This window comes from Pseudomonas sp. R43(2017) (assembly GCF_002112345.1).
Lineage (GTDB): Bacteria > Pseudomonadota > Gammaproteobacteria > Pseudomonadales > Pseudomonadaceae > Aquipseudomonas > Aquipseudomonas kribbensis.
The window spans coordinates 911,368-935,843 of the sequence record NZ_NEHJ01000001.1 but is presented as its reverse complement, the minus strand read 5'-3'; the positions used below and the strand labels follow the sequence as shown (position 1 = coordinate 935,843).

Annotated in this window: 26 protein-coding genes and 1 pseudogene; 14 read left to right on the top strand and 13 right to left on the bottom strand. The window is 60.0% G+C overall.

Translation table 11 applies throughout. The features are described from left to right. The 6 genes from CAG02_RS04330 to CAG02_RS04305 all read right to left on the bottom strand — a co-directional run bounded on the left by CAG02_RS04330 (position 1) and on the right by CAG02_RS04305 (position 6,358). A complete protein-coding gene (locus CAG02_RS04330) occupies positions 1-1,350 on the bottom strand; it encodes an ATP-binding protein (protein WP_085708506.1) in 1,350 nt (449 codons plus the stop codon). Continuing rightward, the gene (locus tag CAG02_RS04325; RefSeq protein ID WP_085708505.1) at positions 1,326-1,991 is read right to left on the bottom strand and encodes a response regulator; all 666 of its coding nucleotides are present in this window, start codon (positions 1,989-1,991) and stop codon (positions 1,326-1,328) included. The genes CAG02_RS04330 and CAG02_RS04325 overlap by 25 nt, the downstream gene beginning before the upstream one ends. A gap of 86 nt (positions 1,992-2,077) precedes the next feature. Further along, complete coding sequence (locus tag CAG02_RS04320) at positions 2,078-2,515, bottom strand: hypothetical protein (protein WP_085708504.1); 438 nt, start codon at positions 2,513-2,515, stop codon at positions 2,078-2,080. 28 nt (positions 2,516-2,543) lie between these two features. Next, positions 2,544-3,308 carry a hypothetical protein gene (locus tag CAG02_RS04315; protein WP_085708503.1) on the bottom strand — a complete coding sequence of 255 codons (765 nt, stop codon included), beginning with the start codon at positions 3,306-3,308 and terminating at the stop codon, positions 2,544-2,546. A 90-nt stretch (positions 3,309-3,398) separates the two neighbouring features. Continuing rightward, positions 3,399-4,268: a GyrI-like domain-containing protein gene (locus tag CAG02_RS04310; RefSeq protein ID WP_085708502.1), complete on the bottom strand. Its 870-nt coding sequence runs from the start codon at positions 4,266-4,268 to the stop codon at positions 3,399-3,401. Between the two features lie 122 nt (positions 4,269-4,390). After that, positions 4,391-6,358: an alkyl/aryl-sulfatase gene (locus tag CAG02_RS04305; protein WP_085708501.1), complete on the bottom strand. Its 1,968-nt coding sequence runs from the start codon at positions 6,356-6,358 to the stop codon at positions 4,391-4,393. An 86-nt stretch (positions 6,359-6,444) separates the two neighbouring features. Between CAG02_RS04305 and CAG02_RS04300 the strand changes: the two genes are divergently transcribed. Beyond that, positions 6,445-7,374, top strand: a complete 930-nt coding sequence (locus tag CAG02_RS04300) for a LysR family transcriptional regulator (protein WP_256576886.1) — start codon at positions 6,445-6,447, stop codon at positions 7,372-7,374. A 104-nt stretch (positions 7,375-7,478) separates the two neighbouring features. Continuing rightward, positions 7,479-9,677, top strand: a complete 2,199-nt coding sequence (locus CAG02_RS04295) for an OsmC domain/YcaO domain-containing protein (protein ID WP_085708499.1) — start codon at positions 7,479-7,481, stop codon at positions 9,675-9,677. 75 nt (positions 9,678-9,752) lie between these two features. Here CAG02_RS04295 and CAG02_RS30160 read toward each other — a convergent pair. Next, positions 9,753-9,839, bottom strand: a pseudogene (locus CAG02_RS30160) (VOC family protein); the annotation flags it as partial. A gap of 139 nt (positions 9,840-9,978) precedes the next feature. Between CAG02_RS30160 and CAG02_RS04285 the strand changes: the two are divergent. The 8 genes from CAG02_RS04285 (at position 9,979) to CAG02_RS04250 (ending at position 15,991) form a co-directional block, all read left to right on the top strand. After that, the gene (locus CAG02_RS04285; protein ID WP_085708497.1) at positions 9,979-10,539 is read left to right on the top strand and encodes a fasciclin domain-containing protein; all 561 of its coding nucleotides are present in this window, start codon (positions 9,979-9,981) and stop codon (positions 10,537-10,539) included. Between the two features lie 115 nt (positions 10,540-10,654). Next, complete coding sequence (locus CAG02_RS04280; protein WP_085708496.1) at positions 10,655-11,110, top strand: VOC family protein; 456 nt, start codon at positions 10,655-10,657, stop codon at positions 11,108-11,110. Between the two features lie 121 nt (positions 11,111-11,231). Beyond that, a complete protein-coding gene (msrA, locus tag CAG02_RS04275) occupies positions 11,232-11,738 on the top strand; it encodes a peptide-methionine (S)-S-oxide reductase MsrA (RefSeq protein ID WP_085708495.1) in 507 nt (168 codons plus the stop codon). Between the two features lie 156 nt (positions 11,739-11,894). After that, positions 11,895-12,413 (top strand): MarR family winged helix-turn-helix transcriptional regulator, encoded by a 519-nt coding sequence (locus CAG02_RS04270; protein ID WP_085708494.1) that lies wholly within the window; start codon positions 11,895-11,897, stop codon positions 12,411-12,413. Next, positions 12,413-13,609, top strand: coding sequence for an FAD-dependent monooxygenase (locus CAG02_RS04265; RefSeq protein ID WP_085708493.1), 1,197 nt, complete (start codon positions 12,413-12,415; stop codon positions 13,607-13,609). The genes CAG02_RS04270 and CAG02_RS04265 overlap by 1 nt, the downstream gene beginning before the upstream one ends. A 154-nt stretch (positions 13,610-13,763) precedes the next feature. Continuing rightward, positions 13,764-14,243: a hypothetical protein gene (locus CAG02_RS04260; protein ID WP_085708492.1), complete on the top strand. Its 480-nt coding sequence runs from the start codon at positions 13,764-13,766 to the stop codon at positions 14,241-14,243. Between the two features lie 126 nt (positions 14,244-14,369). Continuing rightward, positions 14,370-15,497, top strand: coding sequence for a saccharopine dehydrogenase family protein (locus tag CAG02_RS04255; protein ID WP_085708491.1), 1,128 nt, complete (start codon positions 14,370-14,372; stop codon positions 15,495-15,497). Positions 15,498-15,499: 2 nt separating this feature from the next. After that, complete coding sequence (locus CAG02_RS04250; RefSeq protein WP_085708490.1) at positions 15,500-15,991, top strand: DUF2269 domain-containing protein; 492 nt, start codon at positions 15,500-15,502, stop codon at positions 15,989-15,991. Here the strand turns inward: CAG02_RS04250 and CAG02_RS04245 are convergent. Together CAG02_RS04245 and CAG02_RS04240 are read right to left on the bottom strand one after the other, a co-directional pair. Continuing rightward, positions 15,974-16,438 (bottom strand): thiol-disulfide oxidoreductase DCC family protein, encoded by a 465-nt coding sequence (locus tag CAG02_RS04245; RefSeq protein WP_085708489.1) that lies wholly within the window; start codon positions 16,436-16,438, stop codon positions 15,974-15,976. The genes CAG02_RS04250 and CAG02_RS04245 overlap by 18 nt on opposite strands. Positions 16,439-16,479: 41 nt before the next feature. Then, positions 16,480-17,469 carry a zinc-dependent alcohol dehydrogenase family protein gene (locus CAG02_RS04240; RefSeq protein ID WP_085708488.1) on the bottom strand — a complete coding sequence of 330 codons (990 nt, stop codon included), beginning with the start codon at positions 17,467-17,469 and terminating at the stop codon, positions 16,480-16,482. 169 nt (positions 17,470-17,638) lie between these two features. Between CAG02_RS04240 and CAG02_RS04235 the strand changes: the two genes are divergently transcribed. Then, positions 17,639-18,529: a LysR family transcriptional regulator gene (locus CAG02_RS04235; RefSeq protein ID WP_085708487.1), complete on the top strand. Its 891-nt coding sequence runs from the start codon at positions 17,639-17,641 to the stop codon at positions 18,527-18,529. Positions 18,530-18,580: 51 nt separating this feature from the next. Here CAG02_RS04235 and CAG02_RS04230 read toward each other — a convergent pair whose 3' ends face one another. From CAG02_RS04230 to CAG02_RS04215, 4 genes are all read right to left on the bottom strand, one after another. Continuing rightward, complete coding sequence (locus CAG02_RS04230) at positions 18,581-19,138, bottom strand: GNAT family N-acetyltransferase (protein WP_085708486.1); 558 nt, start codon at positions 19,136-19,138, stop codon at positions 18,581-18,583. Positions 19,139-19,285: 147 nt separating this feature from the next. After that, positions 19,286-20,122, bottom strand: a complete 837-nt coding sequence (locus CAG02_RS04225) for a suppressor of fused domain protein (RefSeq protein ID WP_085708485.1) — start codon at positions 20,120-20,122, stop codon at positions 19,286-19,288. Beyond that, on the bottom strand, positions 20,119-21,012 hold the full coding sequence (locus CAG02_RS04220; RefSeq protein WP_085708484.1) for a hypothetical protein: 894 nt from the start codon (positions 21,010-21,012) through the stop codon (positions 20,119-20,121). The genes CAG02_RS04225 and CAG02_RS04220 overlap by 4 nt, the downstream gene beginning before the upstream one ends. A gap of 90 nt (positions 21,013-21,102) precedes the next feature. Next, a complete protein-coding gene (locus tag CAG02_RS04215) occupies positions 21,103-22,005 on the bottom strand; it encodes a LysR family transcriptional regulator (RefSeq protein WP_167748767.1) in 903 nt (300 codons plus the stop codon). Between the two features lie 124 nt (positions 22,006-22,129). Here CAG02_RS04215 and CAG02_RS04210 point away from each other — a divergent pair, with 124 nt between their 5' ends. From CAG02_RS04210 to CAG02_RS04200, 3 genes are all read left to right on the top strand, one after another. After that, positions 22,130-23,560: an aldehyde dehydrogenase family protein gene (locus CAG02_RS04210; RefSeq protein WP_085708482.1), complete on the top strand. Its 1,431-nt coding sequence runs from the start codon at positions 22,130-22,132 to the stop codon at positions 23,558-23,560. Between the two features lie 164 nt (positions 23,561-23,724). Beyond that, positions 23,725-24,027 carry a hypothetical protein gene (locus CAG02_RS04205; protein ID WP_085708481.1) on the top strand — a complete coding sequence of 101 codons (303 nt, stop codon included), beginning with the start codon at positions 23,725-23,727 and terminating at the stop codon, positions 24,025-24,027. Then, positions 24,020-24,451, top strand: a complete 432-nt coding sequence (locus CAG02_RS04200; protein WP_085708480.1) for a hypothetical protein — start codon at positions 24,020-24,022, stop codon at positions 24,449-24,451. Before CAG02_RS04205 ends, CAG02_RS04200 begins: the two co-directional genes overlap by 8 nt. Positions 24,452-24,476: the final 25 nt, after the last annotated feature.

The following is a 24,476-nucleotide window of genomic DNA, read 5'->3' as shown; positions in this document are numbered from 1 at the left end:
TCAGGGCTGCCCGATGCTGACGGTGACACACAAACCGCTGCGCTCGATGACGTCGGTAAACCCCAGATCAACCTTGAGCCCCGTGCGATCGGCAATCGCCTTGACGATGGACAGACCCAGCCCTGAGCCCGACTCATCGGTGCCCAGGCTGCGGTAGAACGGGTCGAAGACGCGCGCCTGTTCTTCCACGGCAATCCCGGGGCCGGTGTCGCTGACTTGCAGGACGACCGCCGCTTGCTCCCGCTTGACCGAGAGGTCGATGCGTCCGCCGGGCGGGGTGTAGCGGATGGCGTTGTCCACCAGGTTGCGGATCAGGATAAACAGGTCGGTTTCATTGATGCTGACCTGCACGTCCTCGCTGCTCTCGACGCCGATATCGATATTCTTGCGGTCCGCCAGCGGCAGCAGGTCTTCCAGAATCCGTCGGTAAATGTGCAGGACTGAAACGCGGGTCGGCGCTGCATTTGAGCTCGACTGCGCGGCAGCCAGGCTCAGCAATTGATCGATCAGGTTCCGGCTGCGTTCTATGCCTCGGGACAACGGCAGCAGGCGTTCGCGGGCGGCGGCCGGCATTTCCGTGGCGGCCAGCCGTTCGGCCTGCAGCGACAGGGCGGTCATCGGCGAGCGCAGTTCATGGGCGGCATCGGCGACGAAACGCCGCTGGTTGTCCACGGATTGTGCGACCCGGCCGAGCAGGCGGTTGATGGCCACCACAAACGGCCGGATCTCGCTCGGCACATGGCTTTCGTCGACCGGGTGCAGGGCTTGTTCGTCACGTTGATCGATGTCGGCCGAGAGCGTAGCGATGGGGCGGAACATCTTGCGCACCAGATCGCCCACCACCAGCAACAGCACCGGAAACAGAATCAGGAACGGCAGCAGACTGCGCCAGGCGCTTTCGCGGGCCTCCTTGTCGCGCACGCCGGTTTCCTGGGCGACGACGATGCGCTCGCCACGGGCGGTGGTTCTGACCAGCACGCGAAAGTCTTCACCGGTCACCTTCAAGGTCGACAGGCCATCGGACAAGGTCGTGGGGAAGGGCAGCGGCAGCAGGGCGTCGTCGTTGCCGAGCGCTTGGCTGCCGTCGGCCAGGTATTGCACGATGACCCGGGATTCTTCATTGTCGTCGTCCACGGCCTGAGCGGCGGGGTAGTGCAGGGTCATTTGCTGGCGGTCGTACAGGGCCGCCACCTGACGCAAGGTTTCATCCTGCATTTCGTGGGCCTCGTCCAGCGCCGAAACGAACGCAAACGCCGCGGCCAGCAGTGCAACGACCAGAATCGCCAGCGACAGGGTGACCGACAGCCGCAGTTGCACCGAATCCCTCAGGCGCCTTTTGAAACCATCCATCCCATTCCCCTGACGTTCTTGATGACGTGACTGCCCAGTTTGCGGCGCAGGGCGTGAATCAGAAACTCCACCGCGTTGCTTTCCACTTCATTGCCCCAGCCATAGAGCCGGTCCTCCAGTTCGCTGCGCGAGAGGATTGCCCCGGGCCGGATCAGCAGGGCCTGCAACAGGGCGAATTCGCGACTGGACAATTGCACGTCCGGGTTGTCGGCGGTTGAGGCTTGCTTGGAGACCAGATCGAGGGATACCACACCGTTGTCGAGCAAGGACAACGCCGTCCCGCCCTTGCGCCGCAGCACCGCGCGCATCCGCGCCAGCAGCTCGGCCATGTCGAAAGGTTTGAGCAGGTAATCGTCAGCACCGCCATCGAGGCCGCGCAGGCGATCGTCGAGGCCGTCCCGGGCGGTGATGATCAGCAGCGGCACCGGGTTGTTGCGAGCGCGAATGCTGTCGAGCACGTCCAGTCCGTCCTTGCCGGGCAGGCCGAGATCCAGCAGCACCAGGTCGTAGTGCTGGGTGTCCAGGGTGGCCAGTGCGGTGAGGCCGTTTTTCACCCAGTCGGTGGCGTAGCTGGCGTCGTTCAGCGCGCCCTGGATGGCATCGCCGATCATCGGGTCGTCTTCCACCAGTAATATCCGCATGACCCGCTCTCCAAAAAAATAGCGCGACGGGCAAGGCCGTCGCGCTTGTATTGAAGCATCTGTGCAAGGGTTTGTCCGGCCCCGGATCAGGCGTTGCCCTTCAGCGAGTCAAAGGCCTTGAGCAACTCGTCCATCCGCGCCTTGCAGTCTTTCTGTTGCGGGGCGCTGGCGCGCAAGGTGTCGAGCGAGCGGTCGATGGCCTTGTCCAACATGTGCCAGTCGCCGGCGGCACGGGGTTTGATCCCGGCCTCGGCCGAGTCCCAGGCGGTTTCCAGATCCTTGATCCGGGCCTTGGCACCGGGCAGATCGTTTTTATCGACCAGGGCAGCGACGTCGGCCGCGATGTTGCGGAACTCGGACAGATCCCCCAGTTTGGAGGCGGCCTGGCCTTGTGTGCTGACGGCTCCTGCAGCGGCGTTTGCAGCAGGCTTGTCCGCCGGTTTCGAGCAGCCGGCAGCAATGCTCAGCAGGCAGATGGACGAGACGATGGCGACGTGACGAATGATGTTTTGAATCTGGCGCATGATGATTCCTTGATGAAAGTCTGAAGGTTTACTGAGTGATGGCTTTGCGATTGCCGACGCTGATCTGCGCGACGGTGACCAGCAGGACGATGACGCAGAGGAAGATCGCGCTGGTCCAGGTCGCGCCCATGCCGAGGCCGCCGTAGGTCTTGGCCTGAGTCAGCAGGTCACCGAGGGATGCGCCGAAGGGGCGGGTCAGGATGTAGGCGATCCAGAACGTCAGCACGGTGTTGGCACCCAGACGCCAGGCGATCAGGGTGGCCGCGATCAACGCGCCGAAGATCACTGCGCCGACGGTGAAGCCCAGGCCCAGCGCTTCAGTGGCCAGGTCGCCGGCGGCGGTGCCGAGGGCAAAGGTGCAGAGCACCGTGGCCCAATAGAACAGCTCCCGGCGCGGGGTGACGATTTCGCGGATCGACAGGCTGCGTTCGGTCCGGTACCAGATCAGGAAATTCACCACCAGCAACACAGAGAACACCGCCGTGCTGGTGTAGAGGCTGACGTCCAGCATGTCGGTCAGGATGTCGGTGATCTGCGTGCCGACGATGCTCACCAGCACTACGGTCAGCCAATAGATCCAGGGGGTGTAGGCCTTGGTGCGCAGCTGGGTGAACAGCGCGATGGCCAGCAGCGCGGCCATGCCGAGGCTGGTCGGGCCGGCGCCGAAACCGGCGTCGACGGCCAGAAAGTCGGCACCGGTTTCACCCACGGTCGTGGACAGGATCTTGATCACCCAGAAGGACAGCGTCACTTCGGGCACTTTGTTGAGCCAGTCGGCTATGGCGGGTTTCATGGGTGGATGGCCTCTCCTGAGCAGCGCTGAATGTGCGCAGGAGAGAAGGTATCCAGTGAAACTTAGCTGAGCCTGAGGGGCAGGCGATTGTCAGCGCAGCGGCACGTAAATATCCGTTTGCCACTGCTCCTGCGGGGTCTCGGGACTGATGCTCAAGTACTCGAAAAACAGCGGGTGATCGCGCAATTCTTCGCCGCTGGCGGGCAGCCAGTCGCGGTAGACCGGGTAGATGGTTTCACCGATGTGATCGGTTGAACCTTTGTGACGCACCACGGCACAGCGGCCGGCAGGAATGCTCAGCTCGCGGACGCTGAACTCATTCGGCGCCACCGCTTCACGGATTTCGCCGCAGATCGCGAAATGAAAGTCCTCCGGCGGCGTCGTGTCAGGGTTGCCGTAAGGAATCCCGAATGTGCGGCTCGATGTCACCGGCGACTGACCGCTCTGTTGGCGCCAATGGATGAAGCGTTGCACGCTTTGATTGACGAGCCCTGGTGGCCCACGGTGATCGAGCGCAGCGACCTGGACTCCGGGGAAGTCGACGATTCGTACCTGCATGGTAATGCTCCTTGAAAAGTGAGGTATGGCGAAGACCGTGTGCCAGACGCTCCAGTCCGGAGCCTTGCGAAATGCCCCCGGCGAGGTGCCGAAGGCTCGCTTGAATGCCCTGGAAAACGCTTCGGGACTTTCGAAGCCCGCGTCGAGCGTGGCTTCCATCACCGAATGGTCGGGCAGGGTGCTCAAACGGTGCGCGGCACGGCGCAGGCGCATCAACTGCACATAGCGCGAGACGGGCACGCCGACGTATCCCGTGAACTGCCGGTGAAAGTGGAACTCGGAAAAGTTCGCCACCTGGCTCAGCGTTTTCACCGACAGATCGCCCTCAAGATTGGCGTCGATGTAGGCGAGTACGACGGTGAAGCGCTTTGCGTAGGCAGTTTGCGTCGGTGCGTCTGGCACGGAGTGAAGCTCCTGGAGTAACGGTCGGCCCTAGAATCGTCGAAAGCGGCGTACAGATACCTAGCCGGACTTGCTCAGGGTTTGACCTCTTCAGGCATTACATCCGAACGACCCTGCACGAATCAATCGCGCGCCTGAGCGACGATTGCAAAGTTGCCCGGTGCTTTCTCCAGCAATCCAAGGAATCTCACCAGATCCACCGTGCTGCCATCGACCTTCAGGTCTTTTGACGTGAGGGCATCCTTGAATCCCGCCGTGCCGCCCAGCAGTTGCACGAAAAGATCCTTGGTGACGCTCAACGTGGCGTTGGCATTGCTCGCCGGTGCGCCCCGGCGATAGTGCAACACGGCGTTCTCGATCCACAGTACGAACGATTCCTTCGTATCGGTCAGTTGCAGGTTGAAAGTCCAGTTCTTGCCGTCCGCCGCCGGTCCGTCGAGGCTCGCGGCCATGGCTTCGAGGAAGCGTTCGGTGGGCGTCTGCTTCATCAGCTCGATCAGGTCCGAGCGACGCACGCCTTTTTCCGGCGGGCCGTTGCGCAGTTCCTGGGCGGCGGTCAGGTAGCTGTTGCGCCAGGTCGCCGATTCCGACTGATAGCCCAGCTGTTCATAGGCCCGGGCCAGCAGTTCCTTGGCGGCCTTGTCGTCGGGCTGGTCGAGGACGGCTTGATCCAGCAGCTCGGCGACCCAGCGGTATTCGCCTTTGTCATAGGCCACGCGTGCGGCTTCGAGCACTTTGGCGCTGCCGCCCATCAACTCGACGTAGCGTCTGGCGGACTCTCTGGGAGGCAACGGATTCAGATGTGCCGGGTTGCCATCGTAGGCGCCGAGGTACATCTGGTAGATCGCCTTGACGTTGTGTCGCACGTCGCCGTAATAGCCGCGGGTGCCGAAATACGAGGCCAGCGAGTCGGGAAACTGGATCTTCTCGGCGATTTCGTCGGGCGTGTAGCCGGCGTTCATCAGGCGCACGGTCTGGTCGTGCATGTACTTGTAGACGTCGCGGTGCTTGGTGATGAATTCGCGGATGCGCTCATTGCCCCAGACCGGCCAGTTGTGTTGGCCGAAATAGACTTCGGTGTCGCCCAGTTCATCGAGGGCAGCCTGGGCGTAGTCGGACCAGAGCAACGCGTCGCGGACCTTGGCGCCACGGATCGGCAGCAGATTGTGCATGGTCTGCGCCAGCAGCTCGGCACCGCCGTAGGCCTTGCGTTCGGGGATGGAAAAGGTCAGCTCGGCCGGGGCCTCAGCACCCGGAATGTTGTGGAACACGAAGGTCACGCCGTCGATCACCCGTTCCTGCGTCGGCTGATCGATGATCTGCGTCGGCGGCAGAATGCCGATGCTGCCGTAGGCGACGTTTTTCCCCAGCCCGGTATCCACCATGCCGGTGGCGCCCGGCGCCAGGTTCTTGCCGAACTGATACATCGAACGGCGCGACATCGCCGGCCCGGCCAACACGTTTTCGCTGGTGGCTTCCTCCATGAAACCGACAGGGGCCACCACGGGAATCTTGCGTTCGGCCACTTCCGCGACCGAGGTAATGCCCAGCACACCGCCGAAGTGGTCGGCGTGGTCATGGGTGAAGATGATCGCGGTTACGGGTTTGTCGCCGAGTTGCTCGCGGGCAAAGGCCAGGGCTGCAGCGGCGGTTTCATTCGAAGTCAGCGGGTCGACCACGATCCAGCCGGTCCGGCCTTCGATCAGCGTCATGTTGGCGATGTCGAAACCGCGCAACTGGTAGATGCCGTCGGTGACTTTGAACAGACCGATCTGGGCATTCAGCATTGCGTGGCGCCAAAGGCTCGGATTGACGGTAGCGGGAGCCTTGCCTTCGACAAATCTGAACGCATCGAAATCGATCAGCACAGAGCCGTCGGAGCCGAGGATCTGGCCGCTTGGCCGGGCGATGAGACCGCGCTGGGCGTCTTCCATGTCCCGAGTGTCGTTGAGGTCCAGGCCCTTGATTGAGGCTTCTATTACCGCCGCAGTGGCGGACTTCGCTTCTCCGCTGGCAACGCTGGGCGGTTTGTCACAGCCGGCGAGGGATACCAGCGTCAGGGCGATCAGTGTGTGAAAGGTCGGTCTCATTCTTGTTGTTCTCCGAGGATCGATTCATCAGAGAGTAGGGAGGCGGGCGTGATGTATCCAATGCATTGTTTACATCCAGACAATGCGTGGCTAGCATCGACGACATGGACCTCAAACGACTGACACACCTGCTGGCCCTTGCCGATGAACGCCATTTCGGCCGCGCCGCCGAACGTGTGCACCTCAGCCAGCCGGCCCTGAGCCGCAGCATCCAGGCGCTTGAAAGCGAAACCGGACAGCGTCTGTTTGATCGGGACAGTGGCGATGTGCGCCCGACGCCTGCGGGAGAGTTTCTGATCGAGCGGGCGCGACGGCTGTTGTTCGATGCACGCTCGCTGGAACGGGATCTGGCGCTTTACGGTGATGGCCGGCTCGGCAACCTCGCGTTCGGCGTCGGGCCGTTTCCGGCGGCGATGCTGATGCATCAGGTGGTGCCTCGTTTGCGCCGGGAATATCCGCAAGTCACCCTGCGGGTAGAGATCAACAACTGGCAGATACTCGAAGCACGGTTGCGGGACGAAGCGATCGAATTCTTCGTCGCGGACATTCGCAATTTCTCGGCCGACACCGATCTGCTGATCCGCCCGCTGGGTCAGGCCTCGGCGGGGTTCTTCGTCCGGCCACAACACCCGTTGGCCGGGCATCAAGTGACGATGAGAGACCTGGAAAAGTACGGCATCGCCACGACGCGCCTGCCGGCCGTGGTGAAGGAAGAGACTGCGCATACCCTGGGCATTTCCACGCGCCAGGCCTTGCCGCTTGCGCTGGAGTGCGACGATGTGGCGTTGCTGAGGACGGTGGCCTGTTCGACCGATACCATCCTCGGCGTGATCCATGGCGCCGTGGCTGAAGACCTGCGCAGCGGCAACCTGATCGAATTGCAGGTCGTGGACCGGCCCGGACTGCATTCCGAAATCGGTGTCGTCAGCCTGCCCAACAGAAGCCTGTCACCGACCGCCCGCTGCGTGATCGACGCCATCGCCGACGAGATGGCGCAACGCAACGTCCCGACCTGAGCGGCGCTCCGGTCGGCGGCCAAAACGCCAAAGCACAAGACTTCCCGCTCAAAAACCGGATAATGGCGGCCATTCTGTTCAGCTCGCTATTCTGGTAGTCCCCCATGGAAATCAAGGTCAACTTTCTCGACAACCTTCGACTTGAAGCCAAGTTCGACGACTTCACGGTGGTGGCCGACCAACCGATCCGCTACAAGGGCGATGGCTCGGCACCGGGTCCGTTCGACTACTTCCTGGCTTCGTCGGCGCTGTGCGCGGCGTACTTCGTGAAGCTGTATTGCGAAACCCGCAATATCCCGACCGATAACATCCGCCTGTCGCAGAACAACATCGTTGACCCGGAGAACCGCTACAACCAGATCTTCAAGATTCAGGTCGAGTTGCCGGCAGACATCTCCGACAAGGACCGCCAGGGCATCCTGCGCTCCATCGACCGCTGCACCGTGAAGAAGGTGGTGCAGGCCGGCCCCGAGTTCGTCATTGAAGAAGTGGAAAACCTCGACGCCGACGCTCAGGCACTGCTGATGCCGGGTGCGAACTCGAGCGCCAGCACCTACATTCCGGGCAAGGACCTGCCGCTGGAACAGACCATCGCCAACATGTCGGGCATCCTCGCCGACCTCGGCATGAAGATCGAAATCGCCTCGTGGCGCAACATCGTGCCGAACGTGTGGTCGCTGCACATTCGCGATGCGCACTCGCCGATGTGCTTCACCAACGGCAAGGGCTCGACCAAGGAAGGCGCGCTGGCGTCGGCGCTGGGCGAGTTCATCGAGCGCCTGAACTGCAACTTCTTCTACAACGATCAGTTCTGGGGCCTGGACCTGGCCGATGCGCCGTTCGTGCACTACCCGGACGAGCGCTGGTTCAAGCCGGGCAGCAATGACGAGCTGCCGAGCGAGATCCTCGACCCGTACTGCCTGAAGATCTACAACCGCGACGGCGAGCTGCGCGGTTCGCACCTGATCGACACCAACTCCGGCAATGAAGAGCGCGGCATCGTTTCGCTGCCGTTCGTGCGCCAGTCGGACGGCGAGGTGGTGTACTTCCCGTCGAACCTGATCGAAAACCTGTACCTGAGCAACGGCATGAGCGCCGGCAACACCCTGGCCGAAGCCCAGGTGCAGTGCCTGTCGGAAATCTTCGAGCGTGCGGTGAAACGCGAAATCATCGAAGGCGAATTCGCGTTGCCGGACGTGCCGCAGGAAGTGCTGGCCAAGTACCCGGCGATCATGGCCGGCATTCAAGGCCTGGAAGCCCAGGGCTTCCCGGTGCTGGTGAAGGATGCGTCGCTGGGCGGCGAATTCCCGGTGATGTGCGTCACGCTGATGAACCCGCGTACTGGCGGTGTGTTCGCCTCGTTTGGTGCACACCCGAGCTTCGAAGTGGCGCTGGAGCGCAGCCTGACCGAGCTGCTGCAGGGCCGCAGCTTCGAAGGCCTGAACGATCTGCCGCAGCCGACCTTCGAAGCCCAGGCGGTCACCGAACCGAACAACTTCGTCGAGCACTTCATCGACTCCAGCGGCGTGGTGTCGTGGCGCTTCTTCAGCGCCCAGGCGGAATACGATTTTGTGGAGTGGGACTTCACCGGCCAGGGTGAAAACTCCAACGTCGAAGAGGCCGAAACCCTGTTCGGCATCCTCAAGGGCATGGGCAAAGAAGTGTACATGGCGGTGTACGAGCACATCGGGGCCACTGCCTGCCGCATCCTGGTGCCGGATTACTCGGAAATCTACCTGGTGGACGACCTGATCTGGGACAACACCAACAAGGCGCTGTTCTTCCGCGAAGACATCCTCAACCTGCATCGCTTGAACGAAGAAGAACTCCAGTCACTGGTCGAGCGTCTGGTGGAAAGCGAACTGGACGACTACACCGACATCACCACGCTGATCGGCATCGAGTTCGATGACAACACCGTGTGGGGTCAACTGACGATCCTGGAACTGAAACTGCTGATATGGCTCGCCCTGGGACAAATCGAGGAAGCGAAAGAAGCAGTGGAAATGTTCCTGCAGTACAACGACAACACCGTCGAGCGGGGCCTGTTCTATCAGGCCGTCAACGGGGTGCTGGAAATGCAGCTGGACGAAGACCTGGAGCTGGCCGACTACGAAGCCAACTTCCGCCGCATGTTCGGCAACGAACGGATGGACGCGGCGATCGGCTCGGTGGACGGCAGCGTACGCTTCTACGGCTTGACGCCGACCAGCATGAAACTCGAAGGCCTCGACCGCCATCTGCGCCTGATCGACAGCTACAAGAAACTGCACGCGGCCCGGGCCAATGTGAAGACTTCGTAACGCTGACAGCAGCGACAAAAAAAGCACCTTCGGGTGCTTTTTTGTTGTCGGGTGGTGGGGCGGTCGTTGGCTCTGTTACGTGCGAGTCGGTTCCTGGCTCGTCCAGACGGCCAGTTCATAGCCATCCGGATCTATGAAGTGGAATCGGCGGCCACCGGGATTTTTTAATGGGGACAGATTTATTTTTAATATAAATCTGTCCCATTTTGAAAATACTTGCACCGTGATGCATCCATTTGCGCGTCTGCTCCGTAAGTTCATCACCCTCATTCGAAGGGTCGAAGAATTCAGGAGACACACCATGCACTCGCTCATCAAACGCATTGCCATCGCCTGCTTCACATTGCTCTGCCTTGGCACGGGATCGAGCTTTGCTGCCGATACCGTGATGGTCGGCGGTGCGGCCATGTACCCGAATAAGACCATCGTCGAAAACGCCGTCAACTCGAAGGATCACACCACGCTCGTTGCAGCGGTCAAGGCGGCGGGGCTGGTCGATACCCTCAACAGCAAGGGGCCGTTCACGGTCTTCGCGCCGACCAATGAAGCCTTCGCCAAGTTGCCCGCCGGCACCGTCGATACGCTCGTCAAACCGGAGCACAAGGCCGACCTGACGACGATCCTCACCTATCACGTGGTTGCCGGCACTCACACGGCAAAACAGCTGATGGATGACGCCAAAATGCACGGCGGCAAAGTCATGCTCAAAACCGTTCAGGGCGAATCCCTGACCGTCATGCTGCACGACGGCAAATTGTGGGTGTTGGATGCCAAAGGCGGGAAGGCAGCGATCACCATTGCGGACGTGATGCAGTCCAATGGTGTGATTCATGTAGTGGATACGGTGCTGATGCCGAAGTAGTCCTTTTAATGGGGACACTTTTAATGGGGACAGATTTATTTTTTAAATAAATCTGTCCCCATTTACAGGCGCTTTTCTGTTTTAAATGGGCGACTGTCAGTCAGGGGGACATGCAATGGATCTGAAGTTCAGTCACGTCGATGTTCTGGTCAATAACCTTGAGGAAGCCTGCGGCTACTATGCGCAGATCCTGCAAGCCAGAATCTCCAGTACCCTCGTCTGGGAACGGGGTGGCCTGCACGTTCGCTACGCGGTTGCGTTGATCGGCCAGGAGCGTTTCATGCTGGTCCAGCCGTTGGCGGGCAATCTCAAGGAACTGCTGGATTCGTCGGGGGAGGGGATGATCTATCGTCACTGCTATTCGACACCGGACATCGAGAAAGCCTACGACGAACTGGTGATCGCCGGCGTGCAGCCCGAAGACGAAAACGGCCAGCCACTGGAACGTGCCAACCTGCAATCACCGTCCGGGACGCGCATCATCTGGCTGCCCAAGCGCTTCGGACATTTTTCTATCGAGATTCTCGAAGAGCAGACGCTTGAGGCATTCATTGAATCTGCGTTTGCCTGATTTTTTAATGGGGACAGATTTATTTTTAAAATAAATCTGTCCCCATTTGAGGTCTTGGAATTGGCCAGCACGCCCTCATAACAAGGGTTACCTCCAACATCCCCAAGGGGAAGGACAGACCATGACCAGCCAAACCGAAACTGCCATCCTCGCCGGCGGCTGCTTCTGGGGTATGCAGGACCTGCTGCGGCGCTACCCCGGTGTCCTGAAGACGCGTGTCGGTTACACCGGCGGCGATGTGCCGAATGCGACCTACCGCAATCATGGCAACCACGCCGAGGCCATCGAAATCATCTTCGATCCTGCCGTTATCAGCTATCGGCAGATTCTCGAGTTCTTCTTTCAGATACACGACCCGACCACGCCCAACCGCCAGGGTAATGATCTTGGCCCCAGCTATCGCTCGGCGATCTATTACCTCAGCGAACAGCAACGCGACGTCGCCGAAGACACCGCCGCCGATGTCGACGCTTCGCGCCTGTGGCCTGGACGAGTGGTGACCGAAATCGAACCGGCCGGGCCGTTCTGGGAAGCGGAGCCGGAGCACCAGGATTACCTGGAGCGCATTCCGAATGGCTACACCTGCCACTTCATTCGCCCGAACTGGAAGCTTCCGAAGCGCGCCTGAGGTTCAGTAGCGCCAGTGTGAAAGAGGGGAGCCGGTCTGTTTTCTGAAAAACGGACCGGCTCCCTTTTTTTGCCTTCAGTCCGGAAAGGTAGCTAAGCAAGTTAGCTATATGTTAGTTTCGCGTCCTTACCACGACCGCCGGGACTGACCCTACACATGACATCGCCTTCATCACCGCCCGATCCGTCCGAAGATCCCCGCAACTTGCAGATCGCCAGTGATGTCGTCGGCCAGCAGTTGCAACAGATCGCCATCCTCACGCGCAAGGCCGCCAGCCATCTGGGCGCGGTTCTGGGTATCAATCAGACCGATGTCGCGGCGCTGGAGCATCTGATCGCGGATGGACCTCTGCCGCCGACCGAACTCGCGGTGCGGCTCTCCGTGACCACCGCCGGTATCACGCAGGTCATCGATCGACTGGAACGCGCCGGGCATGTGGTCCGCGAGCGGCAAATCAATGACAAGCGCCGGGTGCTGGTGTGTCCGGTTCCGGAATCGGTGGCGCAGGCCTATCGGCATATCGCGCCGATGCTCGATGGCCTGAGCGCCGTGCTCGGAGCCCTCGATGGCGAGGATCGCGCCGTGGTTGAAGCCTTCCTGGGTCAAGTGATCGAGGTCTACCGCACCACGTTGCCGGGCAGCGCTGTGGCCACGTCTGAAAACCGGGGCGCGTGATGAATCCCAAAAAAGTACTGGTGACTGGCGCAAGCATCGCCGGACCTGCGCTGGCCTATTGGCTGTCTCGGCAGGGCATGGACGTCACAGTGGTGGAGAGGGCGCCTGCGTTTCGTGATGGCGGACAAACGATTGACGTGCGGGGCGCCGGGCGTGAGGTCGTCCGGCGCATGGGCCTGGAAGATTTGATTCGGGTGAACACGACTCAGGAACAGGGCATCGCCTTCGTTGACCGGAACAACCGGACCAAGGCGTTTCTGGGTGTCGATGCGTTCGACGGGGAGGGGCCGATTGCCGAACTGGAGATCCTGCGGGGCGAACTCGCCAAACTGTTGATCCAGCACAGCCAGGACCGTGTCCTGTACCGATTCGGCGACAGCGTTGAAGCCATGGAAGACGATGGCGAGCAGGTTCACGTGCGTTTCGAGCAGGGTAGCGAACAGGTTTACGATCTGGTGATCGTGGCGGAAGGGATTGGTTCGACGACCCGCAACCGAGTGTTCGGCAACGAGGTCCAGCGTCGTCCCCTCAATCTGTATACCGCTTATTTCACCGTGCCTCGACAGCCGAGCGATGGCCAGGTCATGCGCTGGCACAACCTTCCGGGTGGTCGCTGTGTCTGTTTGCGGCCGGACAATCTGGGCACCACCCGCGCGTTTTTGTCTTTTCAGCAGGCGCCGTGTGGATACGAAAAACTCGCGCAGGACGAACAGAAATCCTTGCTCAGGCAAATATTCGCCGACGCCGGTTGGGAAACCCCTCGCGTGCTGGCTGCACTGGAAGATGCCACCGATCTTTATCTGGACGCAGTGGGGCAGGTCAAAATGTCCCGCTGGTCCAAGGGACGCATCGCGCTGGTCGGGGACGCGGCTTACTGCGCATCGCCCATCAGCGGCATGGGTACCAGCCTGGGGCTGTGCGGCGCCTATGTGCTGGCCGGTGAACTGGGGCGTCATGCCGACCATACCCAGGCGTTCGCAGCTTATGAAAAACGGTTGCGGCCCTTCGTCGCCCAGGCGCAAAGCGTGCCCGGCTTCGCCCCCAGACTGGCCTCGCCGCATTCGCGCCTTGGCATCACCCTTGGCCACGCGGTGTTGCGGCTGGCGAGTGCGCCGGGGTTCCGGCGCCTGTTCGGGAAAATCCTTTCGCCGAAGGCCGATGCTATCGAATTGCCGGAGTATGGCGAGCAGCAGTGATTCAATGGGGACAGATTTATTATCAACAAATAAATCTGTCCCCATTTTGTTTAGAATTGCGCCCCCTGCAGTTCTGCAGGTTTGTCATGGAACGCAGCCTTACGAACCTGCACCAGGCAATCGGCTTCCACAAATTGAACAAGGACAAAGTCTCATGGGTATGAGAACGGCTGCGTTGGTTTTGTTGCTTGCAACGTCACTGACCGCCTGTGGAGGAAGCAAGGACAAGGCCACGGAACTGGTCGATATCAGCGGCGCCTTCAAGGAACATTACGATGAGGTGGTGGAAACCGTAATGCGAGATTACTCGCCACGTTACATGGCGGTGATGGACGAAGAAATCCGCGAGGTTGTGGAAGACAAGGTTCCCTTCGACGAGATCAGAAACCTGCGGATCGATACCCTGGCGGGTCATTTGCAGCCGGATGAGCTCAATGCGGCGATTCGTGCCCACGATAACCCCGCGCAGAGCAAAGATATTTTGAATAACACGCCTGAGGGCCGCGCCTTTCTGGACAAGATCTTCGACGCTGAAGACACCGTCGAAAATACCTTCCAGGCCCTGCTGAAGGAGCGTGAACCCGCCATCCTTGAAGCGCTGGATAAGATCAATAACAAGAGGCTGGATGGATGATTCAATGGGGACAGATTTATTATCCGATTCAATGGGGACAGATTTATTATCAACAAATAAATCTGTCCCCACTGAATCTGTCTCGGGCAAGTCGGCTGGACGATCGAATCGTTAGGGAAGCGTTGCATGGCGTTCAAGGTGTTGGTGGTCGGTGGGTATGGAAACTTCGGCAGCATCGTCTGCCGGCATCTGGCGTCGATGCCTGATGTTGATCTGGCGATCTCGGGTCGCGATCCGCACAAGTTGCTGCGTAAGGTCGAGGCGTTGCAAGCCGATTCAGGAAAAACCTGCGCCAGTTGGTGTGGTGATGCCATGGGGCCCGGATTCCAATCTGCGTTGGGTTCGATGGGGATTGAGCTGGTCATCCACACCGGCGGCCCGTTTCAGGGGCAGTCCTATGCGGTTGCCGAGGGTTGCATCGAGGCCGGGGTGAACTATTGCGACTTGTCTGACTGCCGAACCTTCGTCAACGGTATTGTTGTACTCGATGCGCGCGCGAAAGCGGCGGGCGTGGCGATTCTCAGTGGTTGCAGTTCAGTGCCGACGCTATCGTCAGCCATCATCGATCAGCAGCGGAATCGCTTTCAGCGCATCGACTCGATCGAGCATGGCATTTCCTCTTCCGCCAAGATGCCGGGGCTGTCGACTGTCGAAGGTGTGCTTGCCTACGCGGGAAAACCGATCAAGCAGCTCAGGGATGGTCGGGTTCATGAAGTGCCGGGCTGGCAGGACTTGACTCTGCGCAAGATGCCGCATCTTGGCAGCCGTTTGCTGGCTAACGTCGACGTTCCGGACATGGATATTTTCGCCGGTCGCTACGGCGCCCGGACCTTGAGCTTCAAGGCGGGTGCGGGTTTGAAACTCGGTGGTGTCGCCAATGCCCTGTTCGCCCAGGCCCAGAAGATGGGGCTGATTCGGGACCATGCGCCCTGGGCTGCGCGCCTGCATCGCCTGGGTACCCGCTTTGAACGATTCGGCGATGGCAAAAGTGCGATGTACATCGACGTGCAAGGTCTCGGGGATGAGGGACAACCGCTGTCCATGACCGCTCAACTCACGGCCAGAAATGACAAGGGCCCGGAAATACCCAGCTGCGCAGCCGTCGCCCTGGCTATCAAAATGGCCCGAGGGTATGTGCCCGAGTCCGGCGCCCGGCCTTGCGTCGGCGAAATCACCGTCGATGAATACATAGCCGCGATCAACGATCCTGAGAACCTGAACCTGTCCGTGCACTTCTCTGACGGGCAGCGCTGAGCATGCTTTATCTGTGCCTGAAGTACATTCATGTGATCGCCGCGGTTTTCCTCTTCGGATTCGGCATGGGTTCCTACCTTTACCTGATCGCCGCCAGCCGCACCACCAACCCTCAGGTGATTGCTCATGTGGCGAGAATGGTCGTGCGTTTCGACGCCTGGATCACCACCCCGGCAGGTTTCATTCAGATTGCATCGGGCTATGGGCTGATCAGGCTGGCCGGCCTTCCGCTGACCACGGAATGGGTGCTGACGTCGTTGATCATCTTTCTTTGCGTGGGATCGCTCTGGCTGCCGGTGTTGGTGCTTCAGAAGCGCCTGTACATGATGGCTTCGAGTGCGATCGAGACCGGAGGAGGGCTTGAGGATGAATACCGGTCGGTGTACCAGAAATGGTTCTGGATGGGAGTGGCCGGTTTTCTGGGGATGTTCGTGATTGTCCTGATGATGGTGACGAAGATGACGCCCGTGCAGGTACTAGGGCTGTTGCTGTAGAGAAGCCTTCAGAAAGCGTTGTTCATGATCGGGATCAGGCAGAAGACAAGTGTCATATTGTCCAAACAGCCGATAACGATTCAGGGCAATCCGATCGTAGGCCCAGTTCCGAAGCCCGCGCGGAAAAATGCGCAAGCATTGCAATGGACGCCAGCGGGCAGGCAGTTGGGTAACGACTTCGAAAAAGGCATCGGAGCGCTCCCAATAGTGTCGGTCGCGGATGACCGCCATGGTGTCGAACTGATCGAGGGGTAACTCTGCCCAGGCGAGCAGCGCCTGCCCTTCGGGAGACTGCACCGCCGCCAGCCGGACTCGCTGCTGGCGGTCATGGCGAATCAGGAATTTCGCCCAGCCATTGCACAGCTTGCAGACACCATCGAACAACACCACCGTCTCGCCTGGTTTCAGCAGGGGAGCCGGTGAAGGGCGAATCCGGGAAACGGGCATAAACGTCGGTCCATTGAGGCCTGGTTTCCCGGATCATATCCTTAAACGGTCACGACAATCTTTCCGACCTGCTGGTTGGCTTCAAGAAAGCGATGCGCGTCTTGTATGTCCTCGAGGGCGAACGTCTTCGCAATGATCGGCTTCAGCGCGCCCGAAGCGAGACCGTCGCTGATGAACGTCTTGGCTCGGGCCAGAGCCGCAGGATTCGCGACGACCTCCGCGTAAAGGTAGCCCTTGAGGGTCAGGCACTTGCCCAGCACGGTGAAAAGCGGGAACGGCGTAGGCTCAGGGCTCAAGGCGCCGTACTCAAGCAGAATGCCGCCTCTGGCCATGCTCTGGGTAAGCTGTTCGAACCCGGGGCCGCCGATCGGATCGAACACCACGCGCGCACCCTGGCCATCGGTCAGGGCCATGACGGTGGCGACGATATCCTCTTCATCGCTGACGATGACGTGCGCGGCGCCGGCGTCCAGCAAGGCTTGCTTCTTGGCGCGGGTGCGGGTCACGGCAATCGAAGTCGCGCCGACCATTCGGGCAATCTGGAAGGCCGCCAGGCCAACGCTGCTGGAGGCGGCAGTCACCAGCACGAAATCGTTTTTCGTCAGTTTGGCTTGTTCGACCAGTGCGCCCCACGCGGTGACGTATTGCATCCAGGATGCAGCAGCCTGCTCGAAGGACAGGTTCGACGGGTGTTTGACCGTCAGCTCGGCGGGCACGTTGGCCAGTTCGCCGTAGGTGCCCCATTTGGCGATGTCCAGCGGCGGAATCAGGCTGACTGCATCGCCGACCTTGAACTCGCTGACGCCGGCACCGACGGCAGCCACCACACCGGCCGCTTCATAACCGAGGCGGCTGGGAAATTGCGCTTCCTGCAGGTAGGCGTGATTGCGGAACATGACCTCGGCCCGGTTCAACCCGAAAGCCTTGACCTCGATTTGCACCTCGCCGGATGCCGGCGCCGGTACATCGACCGATTCCAGTTTCAAAACGCTTGCGTCGCCGTATTCATGAATCCTGACAATGCGTGCCATGGTTACCTCTTCTGTGATCAATGAGGCCGGTGTGGCCGGCCTTGGTTCGAGTAAAAAAAAACGCGCCTGTTGCCGTTGTGCGCGTCGTTGCCATGGCCGCCAATTTAGGCTTTGGCCCCGGTCGGATAAAGACCTACGATAGCGCAACACTAGAAACACAGGGTTTCCAATGGATCGCCTCACATTGATGGCCGTCTTCGTCAAAGCGGTGGAGCTTGGCTCCTTCAGCGCGGTGGCCGATGAGCTCAATCTGTCCCCGCAACTGGTCGGCAAACAGGTCAAGATGCTCGAGCAGCATCTGGGTGTCTCGCTGCTCAATCGCACGACCCGCAAACAGAGCCTGACCGACTTCGGCCGCACGTTCTATCAACGGGCGAAGCTGATCCTGGCCGACATGGACGCCGCCGAAGAAATGGCCGCGATGACCCGAGGCGTGCCCAGTGGCCGCCTCAGAATCAACGCACCGGTCACCTTTGGCGTCAGCACGCTGGCGCCTCGACTGCTGGAGTACATGGTCAGGTATCCGCAGGTGTCGGTGGATCTGACCCTGTCCAACGAACTCGTTGACCTGCTGGAGGGCGGGTATGACGTGGTGTTTCGAATCGGTGAACTGTCTGACAGCGGTCTGAAGGCATTGCCTTTGAAGCCCTATCAAATGGTGCTGTGCGCGGCGCCTGCCTATCTGGCCAGGCGTCCTCCGATTACGACGCCGCTGGATCTTCAGGAACATGAATGTCTGGCGTTCGCCTATTCCGACGGTCGTTCCCACATTCGCCTCGAAGGGCCGGACGGTTGCATCGACGTGCCGATTAAAAGCAGATTGACGATCAATCAGGCCGACCCGTTGCTGTCGGCGGCGGTGGCCGGGCTGGGTGTGGTGCTGCTGCCGCTGGAGCTGGTCAAGGATGCGCTGAGAAGTGGAACGCTGGTCGGGCTGCTGCCGGACTACAACGTCCCGGTCTCACCGATGAGTCTTCTGTATGCACCGGACCCTCGATTGACGCCCAAGCTGCGAAGTTTCGTGGATTTTGCGAGGGCTGTGTTTGGGGCAGGTACTTGATCGGGGTGCGTGGTTACTGAGTTGGCGGGCTGGAACGTGGCGAGACGCTGGTCAATCCGGTTTTGATTTCTCTGCCTGGCTTGTAGCCCATTGCTCCCTGGTCAGCCCGTAACACTTGCACCAGGCCGGTGTCGTGGACAGCGTCAGCTCGGCATCATACAAGTGCACCGCACCGATCTTCATGGCGGCTTTTTGTGAGCGGATGTTCCACGGGGCGATGTGGAGATAGACCGTGTCGTACGTCTTGAAGGCGTGTTCCAGCATCAGTTGCTTCAGTTCGCGATTGGTCTCGCCACCCCATTTCGCCCGCACCAGAAAGGTGTACCCGATGGCGATACTGTCCGGCAGGTCGGGCGGTGTGTAATAACTCGACATGCCCACGATCAGCCCCGTGTCGATATCGATGACGGCCAGGGTTTTGCCGGTGGCCAGCCGCGCGGCGAAGTACGCTTCGAATACCGGCCGCTCATGGCGGTCGCTGGCGGGATGGCCTGCCCAGATCTGCGGGTCCGCGGCCGCCAGAAACAGGCCTTCAAAATCGTTTTCGGTCAGAGGCCTGAGCCTCAGCGTGCTCCCGCATAAAACGGGTTGGCAGTCGAAGTCGCGCACTTGAATGGGTTCCTTTCCAGTTGAATCGTGGGAAGGGAACCAGTCTAGAGTCTCGGATCCTCAAGAAAAGAGCCAATGCGCCTGATATTGATGGAGCCATCGCGCTCAATCTTGATATCTACGGTTTCGACGCTTGAATCGCCGCCGTCATACAACGCTCTCACGTTGCAGGCTGCTCATATGTCCGATGCCCGCAGCCTTCAAACGGTTCACCAGGTCATCGCGCGCTGCGCGCCCACCCGAACGAATGTATTCAAGCTCCGACGCTGTAATCAATACCACGGAAACCATTCTGACCGGGGATAGAGGCATGTCATCCAGTCGGGTAGGGAAGTCCGGTTCAGGGGCGCCCAGCAGGACGCCGGTTGAGTCGTCCTCGGTCACGAAATGTGCGGGCAGTTGATCACTCATGTGACTGGACAGGCTGAACCCGGGAATTTCGATGGATAGCGCACCGTACTGGTCGAGTCGGTGGGTTATTCCTCCAGCGTCTGCCACCGTTTTGGCAATGTGCTCCACCAGCTCGAATGCCCAGCTGCGCTGGAAAGGGTCGACATCACCCAAGGGACCACGGGCGTGCTCGGGTATATCGGCGGTTTCCAGGAACAACTCCATTTCGAAACCGTTGCCCGTCCCTTCAGCATCATCATCGAAAGGGTCCGACAGGCCTTCAGTGGCAATGATTATGTTGTCGCCACGGCGAATGACTCGGTAGGCCTGGCGCGTCGAGGGCCAGTAAGGGCCGCCGGAAAAACTCGGGCTGATCATGTAGGCAAGGACATCCCGCTCCACGGTGCCGATAGATCCCCAGTAGCGATCCAGACATGCTGCACCGGCCGTTCTGGCTGCCATGTTTGCTGCTTCAGCCTCATTCAGGTTGCCGGCAGTCACCAGTTCTTGCAGATGAAGGGCTTGTGGTGAGGCCTGGGTGTCCTGGTTAAAAGGACGTTTCAATGAGTCGAGAAGCCTCTTGAACAAATTCATGTGCGTTCCTTGCTGGTGTTGAGTGAGGCGGGCTCTTTCTTGTCGGTAGCTTGAGCTTTTTCCTGATGTTTCCCCACGTGGTTTTTCCACGGGAAGTACTTAACAAAAACCGAGCGATTGATTACTCCGGACTCTCCCACCTGAAACCCGGGCATGTGTTGCAGATCAAGCTGTAAGCACTGAGCCGCAAGTGCCTTTTGTAACGCGGTATCCGGGTGAAAGGACTCTGGACGGGAATAGCTTTTCTCAAGCGTCACATCGCAACGTGTGACTTGGCCCTTTGCGTTAGCCGTGAAATCAAAGTGGGCGCTTCCGAACGCGTTGATTGAGTGCCTGGCCAGCACGTTGTCCCAGAAAAATCGGCTTTCCAGTCCAGCCTTCCGGCGTGTCAGGCTGTAATCCGAAATTGGCGATACATCGTCCTTGGCGATCAACGGCGCGATGATTTCAAGGGAGCCATCGGCTGGACTCTGAAGATCTTCCGGGATGGTTGACCAGATCTCGCTCCAGCACACATCGGTGACCAGATTGGCGAAGTCGGGTGGGGCGCCCGGGTCAGTTGACTGCGCTTCGCAGAGCAATACGTCTCCTTGACGACTGAGTTTCATCCGTAATTTCACGCTTCCTTGCATCCCTTTGTCATTCGCAAGGAACACACTGTTACTCAAGGTTCGACGCAAGACCCTGATATAGCTCCTTGCCTCCATGGCCCTGATTTCTTTTGAAGTCATGAACATGGGAGCGGACTTGCCACCACTCTCCGCATAGGCATTTAATCGCTGGTCGGTGGTCAGTTGGTGACAGCCAGAGAGCGACGCCAAGCCTGTCAGTAAAAGCAACGACGAGATCCGTCGACAATCGATCCATGATTTCAATGTATTGCTGATCACTCATCTGTTCCTTGAATAAACGAGGCGCCATTCTGCCTTGAAGCCAGACCGTCGTACATTTGCAACGCGCATCTCCATTGATCGCAAGAATCAAACCGGACTCGGCCGCAACTCGTGCACCAGATCAATCAGCGCACGCAACCGCGCCGGCACGAAGCGATGGCCCGAGTAATAAAGCCTCAACCCGCCAAACGACGGACACCACGGCATCAGCACCGGCACCAGTGCGCCGCTGGCCAGTTCTTCCTGGATGAACCATTCGGAAATGAAACCGATGCCCAGGCCCAGCACCACGGCTTGTTTGATGGCCAGCAATTCGTTGAACACGAAGCGCGTCGGCAGATCCATCTGCAATTTCTCGCCGTCGCGTTCCAGCTCCCAGTGATAGAGGCCACCGTGGGCCATGCGCATGCCGATGCTCTGGTGGGTGAGCAGATCCCGCGGGTGTTCGGGCACGCCGTGGCGTTCGAGGTACTCCGGCGTTGCCACCATGAGCATGCGGATGTCGCCTGACAGCGCCACCGCAATCATGTCTTGCGGCACGGACTCTGCCAGGCGGATTCCGGCGTCGAAGCCCCCGGCGACGATGTCGACCATGCTGGCCTCGCTGACGACGTCGATGCGCACGTCGGGATAACGTCGGGCGTACTGATTGAGCAGCGGCTCCAGCAGCAGGTACGCCGCGCCGTGCGGCGCGTTGATGCGCAGCGTGCCGCTGGGTTCGTCGAGACCGACGCTGGCCTCTTCGCCGGCACTCTTGATCTGCGCCAGGGCCGGGGCGATGCGCTCCACATAGCGCTGCCCGATATCGGTGAGGGCAACGCTGCGCGTAGAGCGATTGAACAGACGCACCTTCAGGCGCGCTTCGAGGCCGGCCACCGCGCTGCTCACCGCCGTGGTCGACATGCCCAGCTCCTGTGCCGCGCCGCGAAAACTGTTGCGCCGGGCGACGGCCAGTACCACTTCCAGCTCGGTCATTCCTGTTCTGTGCATGGATTGTCCTGAAAATAGGGATGCTTCATCAGCCAAAGGATAGCTTATCGGAACAATCAACCCTTCTTAGACTTCGCTTCATCGAGGCTCGCTTCAAGCGGGTCATTTTCAGCGAGGAGTTGCCATGCAGCGCATTGAACACATTTACATCAACGGCGAGTACGTCCTCCCACACGGTCAGGAATGGTTCGACCTCCATAACCCGAGCACCGAGGAAGTCATCGGTCAGGTCCGGTTGGGCGATGCACTTGATGCCCAGCGCGCCATCGCCGCCGCCAAGGCTGCGTTCCCGGCCTGGTCTCGTACCACGCGCGAAGAGCGCATTGCCGCCCTGCAGCGTATGCATAAAGCCGTGGCGGCCAGAGAGGAAGAGCTGCTGGAAGCCATCCTTGAGGAGTACGGCTCGCCTGCGGTTCGCGGGCGCTGGATGGCGACGTACCCGGCGGATGTGATTGCGCAAGCGATCGAGGCACTGGAGGCGTTCGACTTCGAAGAGCAGGCCGGCATGGCCAAGGTCATTCTGACGCCCGTGGGCGTGACCGGGCTGATCACGCCGTGGAACAGCAATGCCGGCTTCATCTGCAACAAGCTGGCCACCGCACTGGCGGCAGGTTGCACCGCCGTCATCAAGCCCAGCGAGATGAGCGCGTTGCAGACGCAGGTCGTGCTCCGGGCGTTGCACGAAGCGGGGCTGCCACCGGGTGTCTTCAACATCGTCAACGGACGGGGCGACGTGGTTGGCGAGGAGATCGCCCGCCATCCCGACGTGGCCAAAATCTCGTTCACCGGGTCGTCCGCGGTCGGTCAGCATCTGGTCAGAACCGGTGCCGACACCCTGAAGCGCGTGACCCTGGAGCTGGGCGGCAAGTCACCCACCGTGGTACTCGATGACGCGGATTTCGAGGCGGTCATGCCGCTGGCGCTGCACGCCGGATTCCTCAACAGTGGCCAGGCCTGCATCGCGGGTACGCGCATTCTTGTTCCGCGTAAACGGCTCGCAGAGTTCGAGCAGGCTGCGAAGGAAGGCGTCGCACAGTTTCAATCGGGCGACCCACGCAACGCCGACACCGATATCGGCCCGATGGTGAGTCAGAAACAATGGGAGCGGGTGCAGCGCTACATTCGTATCGGCCAGGAGGAGGGCGCGAGGTTGCTGGCGGGTGGCGAAGGTCGTCCTGAAGGCCTGCACGCCGGATGGTTCGTCAAACCCACGATTTTCACGGACGCCAACAACCAGATGCGTATCGCGCGAGAAGAAATCTTCGGTCCCGTGCTGACGATCATCCCTTACGAGGACGACGCCGATGCGATCCGCATCGCCAACGATACGGACTATGGGTTGAGCGCCCTGGTGCTGGGCCAGAACCCCGAACGCTGTGTGAACATCGCCCGCCAGATCGATTCGGGGCGCGTGCTGATCAACACCCTGGCCCACGAACCGCGCGCTCCGTTTGGTGGATTCAAACACTCGGGCCTGGGGCGCGAAATGGGCAAGTGGGGGATGAGTGCGTATCTGGAGCCGAAGACGTTGATCACCCTTGACGCTGTGAAGTGAAAGGATTGCGTCCTTGTCGGGGAGTGCTGTGTGAGGATCGGAAATCGGGTGGTATGCATTCCTGGTTTCCAGCAGCGCTACGCATGATCGCCCGGGTCTGAAGTTGACCGTCCATGCTGCCTTGTCGCAGCATGGCGTCTCCCGAATTCCACGGCTGGAAACTCATGTCTGAACCTTTGGACCTTGATGAATTGTTGGAGCGTGTCAGCGATGAAGCCTCGTTCATTCGCTTCATCAAGGCGCTGGGTGCTGATTTTGCCCACGAGCGATCATTGGAAGACCTGTCACCTTCAGCCCCCTATGGGGCAGGCGCCTCAGGGTGGGAAAACGGATCCGTTGACTCGTTCCTTGATGCGGCGGCGGCGTGGGCGGACTCGAGCAGCCGATCCTCCTCATACGAAGGTGCGGTATCGAACGTATGGCAGCGTTGCGCAGCCATTCTGCTGGCCGGAAAGTTTTATGAGTGAGTTGCCCGCGACATTAGCGTCTGACCGGAAGAGCCCCATGCCCAGAGTGTTGCCGGATAACGAACTCAACGCGTTATTGGTGGAAGCCGAGGACAACGGTTTAACGCTCAGTGATCTTGCCGCCACTTGCACGCAGTTCTCTATTGCACCGCGAGATCTGCTGAACGAACTCTCCATAACCATTGCCGAGGGCTATCTGGAGAGATCGCTGGACTATGAGTTTTGCGATGGTGTGATGAACGGAATCATCAACGCCGTGGTTGAGGTCGCCATGACTGAAGATATGCCTGAACCCGCCTTCTCGCTCTATCAGGCGTTCGATCTGGGTGAGTGGATCCGCAGTGAAGACCTGCCGGGAACTGATCCCGGTGAGAAATACGCGAGGCCAGTGGTTGAGGACATAATGCGTGCGTTGAGGGGCTGAGGTTCAGTGTCGATTCTGACGGGCG